General features: G+C 67.4%; 9 protein-coding genes. 6 read left to right on the top strand and 3 right to left on the bottom strand.

All coding sequences use genetic code 11. The features are described 5' to 3' along the window. Positions 1–42: 42 nt before the first annotated feature. On the top strand, positions 43–630 hold the full coding sequence (locus tag AC07UW_RS11660; protein WP_080277671.1) for a cysteine dioxygenase family protein: 588 nt from the start codon (positions 43–45) through the stop codon (positions 628–630). A gap of 91 nt (positions 631–721) precedes the next feature. Here the strand turns inward: AC07UW_RS11660 and AC07UW_RS11655 are convergent, their stop codons facing one another. Together AC07UW_RS11655 and AC07UW_RS11650 are read right to left on the bottom strand one after the other, a co-directional pair. Then, the gene (locus AC07UW_RS11655; RefSeq protein WP_495212103.1) at positions 722–4,525 is read right to left on the bottom strand and encodes a LamG-like jellyroll fold domain-containing protein; all 3,804 of its coding nucleotides are present in this window, start codon (positions 4,523–4,525) and stop codon (positions 722–724) included. Positions 4,526–4,661: 136 nt separating this feature from the next. After that, positions 4,662–7,424 carry a TonB-dependent receptor gene (locus tag AC07UW_RS11650; RefSeq protein WP_059063074.1) on the bottom strand — a complete coding sequence of 921 codons (2,763 nt, stop codon included), beginning with the start codon at positions 7,422–7,424 and terminating at the stop codon, positions 4,662–4,664. A gap of 285 nt (positions 7,425–7,709) precedes the next feature. Here AC07UW_RS11650 and AC07UW_RS11645 point away from each other — a divergent pair, with 285 nt between their 5' ends. Further along, positions 7,710–8,729 carry a sugar kinase gene (locus AC07UW_RS11645; RefSeq protein ID WP_495212102.1) on the top strand — a complete coding sequence of 340 codons (1,020 nt, stop codon included), beginning with the start codon at positions 7,710–7,712 and terminating at the stop codon, positions 8,727–8,729. Then, positions 8,716–9,354 carry a bifunctional 4-hydroxy-2-oxoglutarate aldolase/2-dehydro-3-deoxy-phosphogluconate aldolase gene (gene eda / locus AC07UW_RS11640; protein WP_099844519.1) on the top strand — a complete coding sequence of 213 codons (639 nt, stop codon included), beginning with the start codon at positions 8,716–8,718 and terminating at the stop codon, positions 9,352–9,354. Before AC07UW_RS11645 ends, eda begins: the two co-directional genes overlap by 14 nt. A 51-nt stretch (positions 9,355–9,405) precedes the next feature. Here the strand turns inward: eda and AC07UW_RS11635 are convergent, their stop codons facing one another. Beyond that, complete coding sequence (locus AC07UW_RS11635) at positions 9,406–11,256, bottom strand: sigma-54-dependent Fis family transcriptional regulator (RefSeq protein WP_495212101.1); 1,851 nt, start codon at positions 11,254–11,256, stop codon at positions 9,406–9,408. A gap of 222 nt (positions 11,257–11,478) precedes the next feature. Between AC07UW_RS11635 and adh the strand changes: the two genes are divergently transcribed. The 3 genes from adh to AC07UW_RS11620 all read left to right on the top strand — a co-directional run bounded on the left by adh (position 11,479) and on the right by AC07UW_RS11620 (position 14,606). Beyond that, positions 11,479–13,008, top strand: coding sequence for an aldehyde dehydrogenase (adh, locus tag AC07UW_RS11630; protein WP_313250248.1), 1,530 nt, complete (start codon positions 11,479–11,481; stop codon positions 13,006–13,008). Positions 13,009–13,082: 74 nt separating this feature from the next. Next, positions 13,083–14,111, top strand: coding sequence for an alcohol dehydrogenase AdhP (adhP, locus tag AC07UW_RS11625; RefSeq protein WP_025875513.1), 1,029 nt, complete (start codon positions 13,083–13,085; stop codon positions 14,109–14,111). A gap of 105 nt (positions 14,112–14,216) precedes the next feature. Continuing rightward, positions 14,217–14,606 carry a hypothetical protein gene (locus AC07UW_RS11620; protein ID WP_025875515.1) on the top strand — a complete coding sequence of 130 codons (390 nt, stop codon included), beginning with the start codon at positions 14,217–14,219 and terminating at the stop codon, positions 14,604–14,606. The last annotated feature ends 224 nt before the right edge of the window (positions 14,607–14,830 follow it).

The raw sequence follows: 14,830 nt of genomic DNA, 5'->3' as shown, positions 1-14,830 counted from the left end.
GGTGCAAACATTCTGTTAACCCGCCTCGGCTAGAGTCGGTTCATGGAAGCGATGTTCACGCCACCGCCGTTCACCGGCCGCGAGCGCTTGATTGCAGGGATTGATGCCGCCGTCTGCCTGGTCGATCCGCAGGCGATCACCGGTGCGCTGCAGCGGGTGCTGCGTGAAGCCATCGTCGATCCGCTGATCGAGCTGCCGCCCTGCGTACGTCGCCCCGTGGACGGCCATTACGCGCGCCGTGAACTGTACCGAAGCGCCACGCTGGGCTACAGCGTGATCGCAATGTGCTGGGGGCCGGGGCAGGGCACACCACTGCACGACCACGATGCGATGTGGTGCGTGGAAGGCGTCTGGCAGGGCGAGCTGATCGTGACCCCGTACGCGCTGCTGGAACAGCGTGGCGAGCGTCACCGCTTCGCTGCGCAGGACACGCTGTACGGGCACCGTGGCAGCGCCGGCAGCCTGATTCCGCCGCACGAGTACCACACGCTGCGCAACGCCAGCGACGAGGACGTGGCAGTGTCCGTGCACGTCTACCAGGGCGTAATGGAGCGCAGCGCGGTGTTCGATCCGCTGGATGACGGCTGGTACCAGCGCCGGGTGAAGGTGATGGAGACCGAGGCGTCCTGATTGCGTTCCGCCGGGCGTGACCCGGCGCTACCAGGGCTTGCGGCCAACCGATTCATCGTAGCGCCGGGCCATGCCCGGCGGAACGCGGAATTCATCGCGGCACATCCACCACATTGTTGCGCCGCGTGACTTCCTCTCCGCCATCGGCCAGCGCAACACGCACGCGCAGGCCACCGCGACCCCCTGCCGGCAATGGCAACGACACCACCGCCGTCTTCGGCAGCAGATCGGTTGGTGCTGTGATCGCCGGCACTTCGGTGCGTGCGATCTCGCGGCCCCGCGCATCTTCCAGTATCGCCACGCCCACACCGCTGGCCACATGCCCAAGGCCGTGCACGGTCACGTGTACCTGGCGCCCGTCCACCCGCACATCGCCACGGCCCACACCCAGGTCCGGACGCATTTCCACCGGCGTGCCCGCAGACACACGCTCGAATTCGAAGACCTCGGTGCGACCGGGCTGGAACTGCATCGGTACCGACGCACTCGTCTCCAGCTGCACCGTGCGCTGGCGCGGCGTACCGTCGATGCGGCCATCGCCATCGGCGTCCACGCCACTGCGCACGCGCCAGGTCCCGCTGCCCACGTTCCAGCCGGTCATGTCGGCGGCGATGACGCGCGCACCGAGGTTGTGGCTGGTGATCGTGAAGCGCTCACGCGAGGGAGCATGCACCAGCAGTGCCACCTGTTCCGCGGCGCCCTCACGATCGAAGCGCCAGCTGACGGTGTGCCCGGGCCAGCTCTGGTTGCGCTTCAGGGCGATGCCGCCCAGCCGCGCACGCTGCAGGAACTCGCTCGGTGCTTCCACCCGGTCGGACCACCAATGGCCTTCGGTGTTCATGTACGCGCGTTGTGCCTTGGCTTGCAGGCCCTCGGCATGCAGCGCGTCGATGTACTTCCGGTCGCCGCTGGCCTGCCATGCCATCAGGCTGGCGAAACCGGTCTTTCCGGCATCTGCCTCGGCGGTCAGCAGCGGGTACCAGTCCTGCTGCCGGCCAAGTGCCTCTACATAGTTCTCGCCAAGGTTGGCCAGCGCGCCGGGGCCGCCGCGCTGCACACGATAGTCCAGTGCCTGCAGGTACTTCGCATCACCGGTCCAGCGCCATGCCGCCCAGAAGGTGTGCATCGTGTCACCGCTACCGGAACCGTTGTTGAGTTCGCCACCACGGGTCTCACCCGTCGCCCAGTTGATCTCGTTGGGCAGGGTGAAGCGGCCCTTGTCGTCGGTGCCGGCGTGGGCCAGATAGCCATCGGCCAGGCCGATCACCAGCCGGCGCCCGGTCGGGTCGGCGTTGTACTGGCCCAGCAGGAAAGCCGGGTGCAGCACCGGGAACGAGTACGGCTTCTGCCACTGCCAGTTGGGTTCACGGTAGACCTTGTTGCCACCGAACCAGTTGCTGGAGAACAGCACATGGCCCTGCGGGTTGCGCAGGATGATGCGCTCGTCGAACGCCTTCACCGTTTCCATCAGCCGTTCCAGGGTCAGCGGATCGCCCCAGTTGAGGTACAGCATCGCGCTGTTGGTGTTGATGCCTTCCTCGTAGGCATGCAGCTCGTCGGTCTCGATGGTGCTCAGGCCATTGCTGAACATGCCGTTGCGGTACACCGCGTCGGACAATGCGGTCAGCGAGGCATTCAGGCGGTCCGGCTGCACGCCCATCAGGGCAAGGCCGGGCCACTGCTGGGTCAGGTCGGAATCATCGGAGATGCCACCACCGAAATCGCCGTAGGCCACCTGCCGCTGATCGATCCACCAGTCGACGAACTGCCGCACCTGCGCCAGGTCCTGCACCTGGTGGAAGGCCCACGCCGGTACGCCCTTGGGCACCTCCGGCGCGGTGTACGGCGGGCGGCCCTGGCTGTTGTAGCTGATGTAGTTCCAGTACAACCGGCCCAGCTCATGGTCCGGGTCGACCCGCAGCAGATCGCTCAGGTCCGCGTAGACGCGCGCGTACAGGCGCTGGCGCTTGGAGGTGGTGTGTTCCTCCACGAGGAAGCCCCAGTTGTCGCGCACCTGGTTGAAGCGGTCGGCCACATGCTCCTTGAGCGCATCGGCGCGTGGCTTGAACACCAGCCGCACCTGCGCACCGTCCAGTGCCTTGGCGTCGAAGCCGGGCGCAGCCGAGGCGATGCTCAACCACAGGCTGTCGGCGGTGAGGATGCGGTCGCGCAGGTCCAGCCACAGCGTGCGCTTCTGCCCCGGCTGCACCGAGACCGACACATCGATCATGTCGCGCGCCGGCCAGATCGGATCCTTGATGCGGAGGTTCAGCGGGATCAGGCCATCGTGCGTGGCCGGCAGGTCGAGCGCGGGAATATCGATGGCCACGCCATCCAGGCCGTCATGCATGTTCTCCCAGCTGTAGGCCCAACTGCGGATCAACGGCTGGTTGGCCGGCGCATCGCCCACGCCGGAGGGAATCAGCACGTGCACGATGGGCTTGGGCTGCGTTGGCAACGAATCGGCCGGGCGCCGGCGCGAGCCCGCCCCCTTGGGCAGCGCCATCACCGTGCTGCGTTCGGCCGCCGGGTAGCGGCCTTCGATGTAGCGGCGCAGTGTGTCCAGGTTGGTGTAGTCCGGCAGTGCCTGGCTGTCGATGACATAGGTCTGCTTGACCGTGCCGTCGGGCTCGGCACCTTCGCTCACGCCATACGCCCAGATCTCCTGGATCGGCGTTTCCTGTTCAACGTTGCTGAAGCGCAGCACGCCACCGGTCTGTGCCGGGATGTCGTCCACGCTGCGCACCACACCCTGCGGACGCGTGGCCAGCACCTGGGTGGCGTGCGCGGCGTCGCGGCCATGGGCCAGCGTGCCGAAGGCCGCGCCGCGGATCTCCACCCGGTTGACGGTCTCGCCGGCCGGGACGGTCAGGTCCAGATGCTGGCCGCTTTCCACATACGTGTTCCAGTCCGGCAACTGGAAGTAGTCGTTGCGGCCGGGCAGGCGCGAGCGGTTGTAGACGCCGGGCCAGGTGGTCTCGGCGATGCCGTCGGTGGCCTTCCACATCCACGCCTTGAAGTCGCGGGCATCGTCGAATTCGATCTTGCGGATGCGCGTGCTGACTGCGGTCAATGGCGGTGGCGGCGCGCCTTCCCAGCCGAAGCGATGGCGCCAGGCACGGTCATCGGCAGCGCTGGCAACGGCGCTTTCGGCGGCCTTGCCGCGCGCGAGCGCACTGACGGCCGCAGCATCGAGCATGCGGTCATACACGCGGATGTGCTGGAAGTCGCTGCCACGCAGGAAGTTGTAGCGGCTCTGCACCTGGTAGGGCGCCATCACCCGCCCGGCCAGGCCGAGCTGGTCCAGCGCGGCATCGTAATCGCCGCTGGCCTGCACACGCGCCACCTCGCGGCCATCGACGAACAGGCGTACACCCTGGTCTTCGTCCCAGGCAAAGGCCAGGTGCAGCCACTGGTCCGCACGTGGCGGCGTGTCCATGCGGAACGACACGCGCGTGCGGGCGAGGTTGGCATCGGTGACGAACGCATCGAAACCATGCCCGTTCCAGTCGATGCGCAGCCAGGCCATGTCCCAGCTGCTGTGGTCGGCATAGCCGACGCGGAAGATCACGAACGGTGCTTCGCCCACCGCGTAGCGCGCGCGCCAGTCGAAGGCGAGGGTGCCACGCTGGGCGAGGATGTTGCCGGGTGCATCCCAGGCCAGCACGCCGTCGTCCTGCCACTGGATGGCCTTGCCGCGCGCTCCGTCGTCGACGATGTCGACCTTGTCGCGGAAGTTCGGCACCGCCTCACCCTGCGCCACCACGGCCTCAAGGCCTTTGCCGGCATCGACATGGAACAGCAGCGTGGGCGCATCGGCGGCGGCCATCGCGGGGCCGGCAGCCAGGGCCACCGCCAGCAACAGGCAGCGGGACAGGGTCGAGCGGTGCGGCATCAGGCGTTTCCTTTCAACGGGCGACGGCCGGCGAGGGCCGCCGGACCGTAGCAAGGCCACGCCGCGACGGCACCTTGCGGCGCAGCAGCGGTCGTGGCGAACGACGGTGTGCCGGGTGGCACGCCGTCGGCGTTGCTCAGAACTTGTAGCGCAGCCCCAGCAGGTACTGGCGGCCGGTCTCGGTGTACTGCAGCGGCAGGCGACCGGTCAGCGGCGAGTACACCCACTCGTCGGACGCTTCGTTGGTCAGGTTGATGCCTTCCAGGCTCAGTTCCAGCTGGTCGCTGATCTTGTAGCGGATGGATGCATCGAACACCGTGGTACCGGTCATGCCATGGTAGCCATCAAGGTTGAAGCCGGTTTCCTGGCCCGGTGCCTGGGTCAGGTAGTCATCGCGGTTGGTGGCCGAGATGCGCCCGGCGAACTTCTCGCCTTCATAGAACAGCGTGGCGTTCCACGAGGACTTCGACAGGCCGGTCAGGTCGGTCTTCATCACCGGCTGCCCGGCCGCGTTGATGTACTGGATCTTCGATTCCACCCAGGTGTAGTTCAACTGCATGCCCAGGTTGGCCCACTTTCCCGGCAGGAAGGTGAAGGGCTGGGTGTAGTTGGCCTCCACGCCGTGCAGTTCGCCGCCCGGGGTGTTGACCGGCTTGCTGTAGGTGAAGTCATCGGTAGCCGAGGCGCCGGTGCCGACCAGCAGCGAAGCAGGCAGGCCGCTGTCACTGTACGGACGCACTTCGCGGGTGGTCTGTACGAAGCTCTCGATGTCCTTGTAGAACAGGCCGATGCCCGCCATTGCGCCCTCGGCGAAGTACCACTCGAAACCAAGGTCGACATTGGTTGCGCGGATCGGATCCAGCATCGGGTTGCCGCTGGAGATGGTGCGTGCACCACCGGCCACGGCCACCGTCGCGCCCGGGGTGAGGCTGCCCAGCCCCGGACGGCTCATCACCTTGGCCGCACCCAGCCGGATCAGGAAGTCCGGGGTGACTTCCGCCACCAGGTTGAACGAGGGCAGGGTGTCATCGTAGGTACGGCTGACCGTGGTTTCGACGGTGCCGTTGGCCAGCGTCGACTGCCCGGTGGCCGACTGCTTGGTGCGCACGTAGCGCACACCAAAATTGCCCGACAACGGCAACGAGCCCAGTTCGGTGGAGAACTCGCCCATCAGGTAGGCGCCACGGTCCTTCTCTTCGACGCTGCGCACATTGTTGGCGCGCGGGGCGACGGCGAAGGTGCCGCTGTTGCTGTAGATGTCGAGCTGTTCGGCGATCGCATCCAGGTCCGGCACGACCCAGTTCGACGGACTACCGTTGATGCCCTTCAGTCCGGCCTGCTCGGTCAGGTTCACCGGCACGATCTTTGTGCCGCCGGCGAAGTTGGGCACGGCCAGTTCGCTGGCGCGGCGCAGTTCGACGGTCTTGAACGTGTAGTCCTTGGCCAGCACGCCGCCCTTCAGGCGGAAGCCCGGGCTGATGTTCCAGTTGAAGTCGATCTGGCCGGTGTCGAAGTCGTTGTCCACGTACTGCGGACGCAGGCGGATCTCGGCCAGTTCCCAGCCGTTGGGATTGGTCGGGTCGATGCCGTAGTTGAGGATCGGCGCACGGCTGTTGCCGCGGTAGTCGTAGCTGTAGCCGTCGACATCGTACTTGTCCATGATGACGGTGGTCTGCACCGGGTTCTCGTGCTTGGAGCGCGAGATGCCGATCTTGCCGGACAGGGTGAAGTCATCACCGAAGCGGTGCTGGCCGTTCAGCGCGATCTGCTTGAACTCGGTGCTCCACTCGTCGTGGCGGTTCTCGGTGCGGATGTCGACGTTGTCGAATTCGCCGTAGAGCAGTGCGTTGTCGCGGATCTCGCCGTTCTTGACGATGGTGGTCGGCTTGCCCGACAGGCGTGCGCTCGCATTGGCGCCGCGGCTGAAGGAAATCGCCTCGATGTAGTGCTCATCGCGCGTTGCATCGATCTTCGAGTACAGCGCATCCAGCGAGATCTCGGTGGCGTCGTTCGGCTTCCACTGCAGCGAACCGGTCACGCCCAGACGCTTCTGCTCATGCTCCATCTGCACGTAGCGCGGGAAGCGCGGATGGAACACATCGGCGCCACGCGCGGCGGCGAACGGCGAGGACGCGGCGAAGTTGCCGTTGCTCGGGCCGTTGGCCCAGCGACCGGTGTTGGAGCCTTCCTCCAGCGCTTGGCGCTCGGAATAGGCCACCGACAGCAGCGCGCCGAAGGTGCCATCGGCGAAGGTGTTGGAGACCAGCGCGGCAATGCGCGGATCGGCCTTTTCGGCCATCGCGTTGTAGCTGGCCTGGCCACTGGCGGCGAAGGTGAACCCGTCGTAGTCGAACGGGCGCGCGGTGCGCAGATCGACAGTGGCGCCCAGCGAGCCTTCCTCGACATCGGCCGAGGCGGTCTTGCGCACCAGCAGCTGCGAGAACAGGTCCGAGGCGAAGACGTTGAAGTCGAAGCCACGGCCGCGGTTGGTGCCGCCGCTCTGGTCACCGGCGCCGACCGTGGTCAGCGCTTCCATGCCATTGATGCGCACGCGCGTGAATTCCGGGCCGAGGCCACGCACCGAGATGTTGCGGCCTTCGCCGGCCTCGCGGGTGATGACCACGCCCGGGATGCGCTGCAGCGACTCGGCCAGGTTCAGGTCGGGGAACTTGCCGATGTCCTCGGCAACGATGGCATCGACCACGCCGGCTTCGCCGCGCTTGATGTCCAGCGCCTTCTCCACGCTGGCGCGGTAGCCGGTGACGGTGACCGTATCCAGGTCGGTGGCGTTCGGGTTGGCGCTCTGCTGCTGCGCGCCGGCGTTGCCTGCCAGGGCCAATGCGACGGCCAACGCGAGCAAGGTAACCGGTGTCTTTTTTTCATGGTTCCGAGAATGCATGCCTTTCCCCTCTCCCAAAGGTCTGGTATCGCGGCTGTTTCAGCGGGATGACACCGCTGGTCAGGCCGGACGTTAACAGCACGTTCCCGATCCGGCATCTTGCACCGCAACAGATCTGAAATGTCTCCAAGACGCTTGCAGGACAATGCTTCCAACAGTTTGGTAGGCTAAGGGCAAGGATGGGCGGGATTGAAATGACACCGCTAGCCAATTCCACGCCCCACGCGTGGTCCACTACCACGCCGCCCAGTGTCACATGCGGGCGGCACGCGTGAAGGAGCAGAAATGGGTCGTATCGTGTGTTTCGGGGAACTGCTGCTGCGCCTGGGTGCGCCCGGTCGCGAACTGCTGCTGCAGTCGCCGCAGCTGCTGGTGCATGTCGGCGGTGCCGAGGCGAACGTGGCTGTCTCGCTGTCCCGCTTTGGACATGACGTGGCCATGGTCAGCACCGTGGCCGGCAACGCGCTCGGCGCGCATGCGCTGGCCGAACTGCGCCGGCATGGGGTCGATACGCGCGGCGTGCGCGAAGATGCCGAAGGCCGCATGGGTCTGTACTTCCTGACCACCGGCGCGGTGCAACGGGCCAGCGAAGTGGTCTACGACCGTGCCGATTCGGCATTCGCCAACAGCACCGCCGCCGACTATGACTGGCCCGCATTGCTGCAGGGCGCGCAGTGGCTGCACCTGTCCGGGGTCAGCCCGGCGCTGGGCGCGGACGTGGCGCAGGCCACCCTGGCCGCAGCGCGCGCCGCGCGTGCACTGGGCGTGCGCGTGTCCTTCGATGGCAACTTCCGGCCGAAGCTGTGGCAGCGCTGGGGTGGCGATGCGCGGGCGATCCTGCACGAACTGTTCGCGCAGGCCGACATCGTCTTCGCCGACTACCGCGATATCGAAGTCATCCTCGGCCAGCGTTTCGAACAGGCCGACGTGGTCGCGCGTGTGGAAGCGGCGGCCGCGGCCGCGTTCGAAGCGTTCCCGCAGCTGCAGTGGATGGCCTGCACCCAGCGGCAGACGCTGAGCGTGGACCACCATGCGCTGGGCGCGCTGCTGCTCGGCCGCGATGGCACCCGCGCACAGGCCCCGGTACGCCAGCTGCAGGGCATCGTCGACCGCATCGGCGGCGGTGATGCCTTCGCGGCAGGCATCCTGCATGGCATCCTGTCGGCCTTCGATGCCGACGCCACCGTGCGCTTCGGCCTGGCCGCCGGGGGCCTGAAGCATTCCATTCCCGGCGATTTCAATCCCGTCAGCGAAGCTGATGTGTTGGCCCTGGTGGGCGAGGAGCGATTCGATGTCCGGCGCTGATCCACGCGTTCGTGCGGTACTGAAACTGGCACCGGTGATTCCGGTGTTCACCCCCGATGACATCGACGATGCGGTACAGGTCGCGCAGGCGCTGTTCCGTGGCGGCCTGCCGGTGATCGAGGTGACCCTGCGCACGCCGCGCGCGCTGGAAGCCATCAAGGCGATGGTCGAGGCCGTGCCGGATGCGGTGATTGGTGCCGGCACCGTGCTCGATGCCGCGCAGATGCAGGCGGTGAAACAGGCCGGCGGTCGCTTTGCGGTGTCGCCCGGGGCGACCCCGCGGCTGTATGCCGCCGCGCGTGATGCCGATCTGCCCTACCTGCCTGGCGTGGCCACCGGTTCGGAGCTGATCGTCGGCCTGGAACATGGCCTGGATACCTTCAAGTTCTTCCCTGCGGTGCAGGCCGGCGGTGCCGCGATGCTGTCGGCGTGGCACGGCCCGTTCGGCGATGTGCGCTTCTGCCCGACCGGCGGCATCAGTGCGCAGACCGCCAGCCAGTTCCTGCATCTGCCCAACGTGCTGTGCGTGGGCGGTTCGTGGCTGACCACCGCCGCGCTGATGCAGACCCGCGACTGGGACAGCGTCGAGCGCCTGGCACGCGAGGCCGCGGTGCTGGCGGGCTGATCCCTCGGCCCCTGCTGGAGCCGGGCACAGACCCGGCGCCAGCGCATCCGCTCAGCCGCGTGGCGTACCCAGCCGGCGGTACAGGGTGCTGCGGTTGATCCCCAGCCGCTTGGCGGCCGCGCTGACGTTGCCCTGGCACTCGGCCAGCGCCTGGCGCATGGCCGCCTCGGCGATTTCCTCCAATGCCCCGCTGGCAGGCACTGCTGGCGCGGTGGGCGTGCCAGCACGTACGTCCGCGGGCAGCAGCTGCGGGCCCACCGGTTGCCCCGGCTCAGCCAGTGCGGCCAGCGTGCGCAGGCAGGCACTCAGCTGGCGCAGGTTGCCGGGCCAGGCATGGGCGGCCAGCGCCGCGCGGGCCTGCGACGACAACGCATGGCCCTGTCCCAGCTGCTGCCACAGGGCATCCACCACGGCAGCGCGATCGGGGTGCTGCCGCAACGGCGCCAGGGTCACCACGTGGTCGGCGATGCGGTAATACAGATCCGCACGGAAGCGACCGGCATCCACCGCCTGCGGCAGTTCGCAGTGGCTGGCGCAGACCAGTGCGAAATCCAGTTTCACCGGCTTGCCGCCGCCCAGCGGTGACAGCTCGCGTTCCTGCAGCACGCGCAGCAGGCGCGGTTGCAGCGCCAGCGGCATGTCGCCGATCTCATCGAGGAACAACGTACCGCCCTCGGCCTGCCGCAGCAGGCCCGGGCTGCCCTGCCGGCGCGCACCGGTAAAGGCACCCTCCTCGTAGCCGAACAGCTCTGCTTCGATCAGCCCTTCCGGCAGCGCCGCGCAGTTCACCGCGACGAAGGGCTTTCCCGCACGCGTGCTGCGTGCGTGCAGTTCCCGCGCGAAGACTTCCTTGCCGGTGCCGGTCTCGCCCTGCAGCAGCACCGGCAACCCGGCCTGCAGCACGCGTCCTGCGGTGGCCAGTTGTTGTTGCTGCCCGCTATCGAACAGTGGGCCCTGCGCACGGGCCTGCAACGGCGCGGTCGGCCCAGGCGTAGCCACACTGCGTCGCGACGCACGGGCCTCGCGCACGCCGTACAGACGACGGCCCTGGCGATCAAGCAGCACGCCGTCATCTGCCAGCCGCGACAGCGGTTGTTCGAACAGCGCTTCGTACGGCGTGCGGCCGATGTCCTGGCGATCCAGCCCGAACAAGGCAAGGCCGGCACGATTGGCCGCGACCAGGCGACCGCCGCGGAAGCCGAGCACGCCTTCGCGCGCACTGCCCAGCAGCGCGGGTTGATGATGCAGGCGCAGCAGCTCGCAGTCGGCCAGGCCGTCGGCGAAACCGCGGTGCTCGATCTGCGCTACCGCCTGCCGCACCAGCGCCAGCGCGTGCACGTGTGGCAGCCGCGCGTCGCCGGACACATCGAGCACACCCAGGCATTGCCCGTAGGGATCCAGGATCGGCACGGCCGAACAGGTGAGGATGCCGTGCGGGGCGAAGTAGTGCTCGCCGCCACGCACCTGCAGCGCGCGCCCGTCCACCAGCGCGGTGCCGATCGCGTTGGTGCCGACCGTGCCCTCGTCCCAGCGCATGCCCGGCATCAGCGCGACACGACCCGCCTTGTCGAGGAAACCGGCACTGCCTTCGGCGTCGAGGATCCAGCCGTCTTCATCGGTCAGCAGCACGATGCTGCCGCTGTGGGTCATTTCCGCCGCCAGTCCATCCAGCTCCGGGCGCGCTTGTCGCCACAGGCGCTCGCGGCGCTGGCGCAGTTCGCGCAGGCGGTTGTCGGTCAGTGGTTCGGCGGCCGGCTGCGCATCCACCAGCAGGCCGTGCCGTTGGCAGCGCTGCCAGGAATGCAGGATCGCCTCGGGCACCGCGCCGACGGGCGCAGCGCCGCGCTCGAAGAAACTGCGCCGGGCACTTCCCAGGCGGGGATCGGGAGCAAGCGGGGACACCGACAGCCTCCTGTGTCGCACATTGCGACAGTTGTTGCGGGACCTGTCCCGATTAACAGCACACCCCGCGTCGGCCTGCAACGACCGCGCCTGCTGCGCTGCCGCAGGGCGCGCGACAGGATGACCGACGGCCGGGCGATGAAGGCGTGATGCATCGCAGCAGGCGAGGATTGGCATCGTCCTTGCGCCTGTGGAAACACCACGTCCATCGCAGGAGCCGTCATGAACGCCGTACCGTCCACCCGCCCGCATGCCACCGATCCGCGCTCCCTGTTCAAGCAGCGCTATGGCAACTACATCGGTGGCGAATGGATCGCCCCGCGCAGCGGCCAGTACTTCGACAACATCTCGCCGGTGAACGGCCAGGTGTTCACTGAAGTTGCCCGCTCCAACGCCGAGGACATCGACGCCGCACTCGATGCCGCGCACGCCGCAAAGGACGCCTGGGGCCGCACATCGGCCGCCCACCGTGCGCTGCTGCTCAACCGCATCGCCGATCGCATCGAACAGAACCTGGAACTGCTGGCCCATGCCGAGACCTGGGACAACGGCAAGCCGATCCGCGAGACGCTCAACGCCGACGTGCCGTTGATGGCCGACCACTTCCGCTACTTCGCCGGTTGCCTGCGTGCGCAGGAGGGCAGCCTGTCGCAGATCGACGACGACACCGTGGCCTACCATTTCCACGAACCGCTGGGCGTGGTCGGGCAGATCATCCCGTGGAACTTCCCGCTGCTGATGGCGGCCTGGAAGCTGGCGCCGGCGCTGGCCGCCGGCAACTGCGTGGTGCTCAAGCCTGCCGAGCAGACGCCGGCGTCGATCCTGGTGCTGATGGAGGTGATCGGCGACCTGCTGCCGCCGGGCGTGCTCAACGTGGTCAACGGCTTCGGCCTGGAGGCGGGCAAGCCGCTGGCCAGCAGCCCGCGCATCGCCAAGATCGCCTTCACCGGCGAGACCTCCACCGGCCGCCTGATCATGCAGTACGCAAGCCAGAACCTGATTCCGGTGACGCTTGAGCTGGGCGGCAAATCGCCGAACCTGTTCTTCGCCGACGTAATGGCCGAGGACGATGATTTCCTCGATAAGGCAGTGGAAGGTTTCGTCATGTTCGCCTTCAACCAGGGCGAGGTGTGCACCTGCCCGTCGCGCGCACTGGTGCAGGAATCGATCTACGAACGCTTCATGGAGCGTGTGCTCGAACGCGTGGCGGCGATCCGCCAAGGCAATCCGCTGGACCCGAACACCATGGTGGGCGCGCAGGCATCGGGCGAACAGCTGGAGAAGATCCTGTCCTACATCGCCATCGGCCGCGAGGAAGGCGCCGAGGTGCTGATTGGCGGTGACAGAGCCGCGCTCGGTGGCGACCTGGCCGGCGGCTTCTATGTGCAGCCGACCGTGTTCAAGGGCCACAACGGCATGCGCGTGTTCCAGGAGGAGATCTTCGGGCCGGTGGTGTCGGTGACCACGTTCAGGACCGAAGAAGAAGCACTGCAGATCGCCAACGACACGCTGTACGGGCTGGGTGCCGGCGTCTGGAGCCGCGATGCCGCGCGACTGTACCGGGTGGGCCGCGCGATCCAGGCCGGGCGGGTATGGACCAACTGCTATCACGCCTACCCGGCGCACGCTGCGTTTGGTGGCTACAAGCAGTCAGGCATCGGCCGCGAAAACCACCGGATGATGCTCGACCACTACCAGCAGACCAAGAACCTCCTGGTCAGCTACGCACCGAAGAAGCTCGGCTTCTTCTGAGGATTGATCGGGATCAAGGCGCCGGCATGGGGCCGGCGCCATCCTGTCTGCAAGCGCACTACGGAGAAGCACGCATGAACAGAACCATGAAGGCCGCCGTTGTCCGTGAGTTCGGCAAGCCGCTGGTCATCGAGGAAGTCGTGGTACCGCGCCCGGGGGCGGGCGAGGTGCTGGTCAAGATCGAGGCCTGTGGCGTCTGCCACACCGACCTGCACGCCGCCGAGGGCGACTGGCCGGTGAAACCGAACCCGCCGTTCATCCCCGGCCACGAGGGCGTGGGGCACGTCGTGGCCGTGGGAGGCGGGGTAGGGCACATCAAGGAAGGTGACAGGGTCGGCATCCCCTGGTTGTACTCGGCGTGTGGCCATTGCGAACACTGCCTGGGCGGCTGGGAAACGCTGTGCGAAACGCAGCGCAATACCGGCTACTCGGTCAACGGTGGCTTCGCCGAGTACGCATTGGCCGATGCCAACTATGTCGGCCTGCTTCCGAAGGAAGTGGGCTTTGTGGAGATCGCACCGGTGCTGTGCGCCGGCGTCACCGTGTACAAGGGCCTGAAGGTCACCGACACCAAGCCCGGTGATTGGGTGGCCATTTCCGGTATCGGCGGCCTCGGCCACATGGCCGTGCAGTATGCCCGCGCGATGGGCCTGAACGTGGCAGCGGTGGATGTGGACGACGCCAAGCTGGCCCTGGCCAGGCGCCTGGGCGCACAGGTCACCGTCAACGCGCGCACCACCGATCCGGCCGCGTTCCTGAAGAAGGAGATCGGTGGCGCGCATGGTGCGCTGGTCACCGCGGTTTCGCCCAAGGCCTTCGAACAGGCGCTGGGCATGGTCCGTCGCGGCGGCACGGTCTCGCTCAACGGCCTGCCACCGGGCAACTTCCCGCTGGATATCTTCGGCATGGTGCTCAACGGTGTCACCGTACGCGGTTCGATCGTCGGCACCCGCCTGGACCTGCAGGAATCGCTGCAGTTCGCCGCCGAAGGCAAGGTTGCCGCCACGGTCAGCACCGACCGCCTGGAGAACGTCAACGAGGTGTTCGCGCGCATGCACGCCGGCACCATCGAAGGCCGCGTGGTGATCGACTTCGCTGCGTGACCCCCCTGTGCATGGCCGCCGTGTCCGTTTCCCTCTCCCACGGGCACGGCGGCCATGCCGATCTGCCGGCAGCGCCGCGCACCCCGGCGGCCGTACAATGCGCGCATGCCCGGCACGCTCAAGACCGTCTTTCTCTCCCTGCTCGCGCTGATCGGCGCGCTGCTCGCGCTGGCCCTGGTCAGCAGTGCCGCGGGCTGGCTGCCATCGCTGCTGCGCATGACGCCGGGAAGCGAGGCCCAGCTCGGCTGGGACCTGGCATTCACCGTGCTGGGTGGCATCGCCGCCATTGCCTTCGCCACGTATTACGCGCCGTGCTGGCCACGCGCGCATGGCACCTCGATCTGGTCACTGCTGGTGCTCGGCGCGGGCTATGGCCTGTGGGTGATGGGCGGCGATTTCCCGCACTGGTTCGTCATCGGCCTGCTGGTTTCGCTGCCGGTGCAGTTGCTGCTGGGCTGGTGGTTCGGCCGCCGCGCATCGCGCGATCGGCGCTGAGCGGATACCGGTAGTGCCGGCCGCTGGCCGGCAGCCTCGATGATCCTGCAGTTGCCGGCCAGCGGCCGGCACTACCACTGCAACGTCGCTGTTTCAGCCCGTGAATGTCCAGACATAGGCAACATCGGCAACCGCTGCTTCAACGCGTCGATGCCCGGACATGGGTAGTGCCGGCCGCTGGCCGGCAAGCCCAGCAAACCTGCAGTTGCCGGCCAGCGACCGGC

It is taken from the genome of Stenotrophomonas sp. GW821-FHT02D01, from assembly GCF_059421765.1.
Note: the sequence above shows the minus strand (reverse complement) of the source record. Positions and strands in the feature narration are given on the sequence as shown.

What these genes read in the sequence shown, in the direction of transcription:
- AC07UW_RS11645 (WP_495212102.1), top strand. Translation starts at nt 7,710, where the DNA reads ATGGGTCGTATCGTGTGTTTCGGGGAACTGCTGCTGCGCCTGGGTGCG.
- eda (WP_099844519.1), top strand. Translation starts at nt 8,716, where the DNA reads ATGTCCGGCGCTGATCCACGCGTTCGTGCGGTACTGAAACTGGCACCG.
- AC07UW_RS11650 (WP_059063074.1), bottom strand. Translation starts at nt 7,424, where the DNA reads ATGCATTCTCGGAACCATGAAAAAAAGACACCGGTTACCTTGCTCGCG.
- adh (WP_313250248.1), top strand. Translation starts at nt 11,479, where the DNA reads ATGAACGCCGTACCGTCCACCCGCCCGCATGCCACCGATCCGCGCTCC.
- AC07UW_RS11655 (WP_495212103.1), bottom strand. Translation starts at nt 4,525, where the DNA reads ATGCCGCACCGCTCGACCCTGTCCCGCTGCCTGTTGCTGGCGGTGGCC.
- adhP (WP_025875513.1), top strand. Translation starts at nt 13,083, where the DNA reads ATGAACAGAACCATGAAGGCCGCCGTTGTCCGTGAGTTCGGCAAGCCG.
- AC07UW_RS11620 (WP_025875515.1), top strand. Translation starts at nt 14,217, where the DNA reads ATGCCCGGCACGCTCAAGACCGTCTTTCTCTCCCTGCTCGCGCTGATC.
- AC07UW_RS11660 (WP_080277671.1), top strand. Translation starts at nt 43, where the DNA reads ATGGAAGCGATGTTCACGCCACCGCCGTTCACCGGCCGCGAGCGCTTG.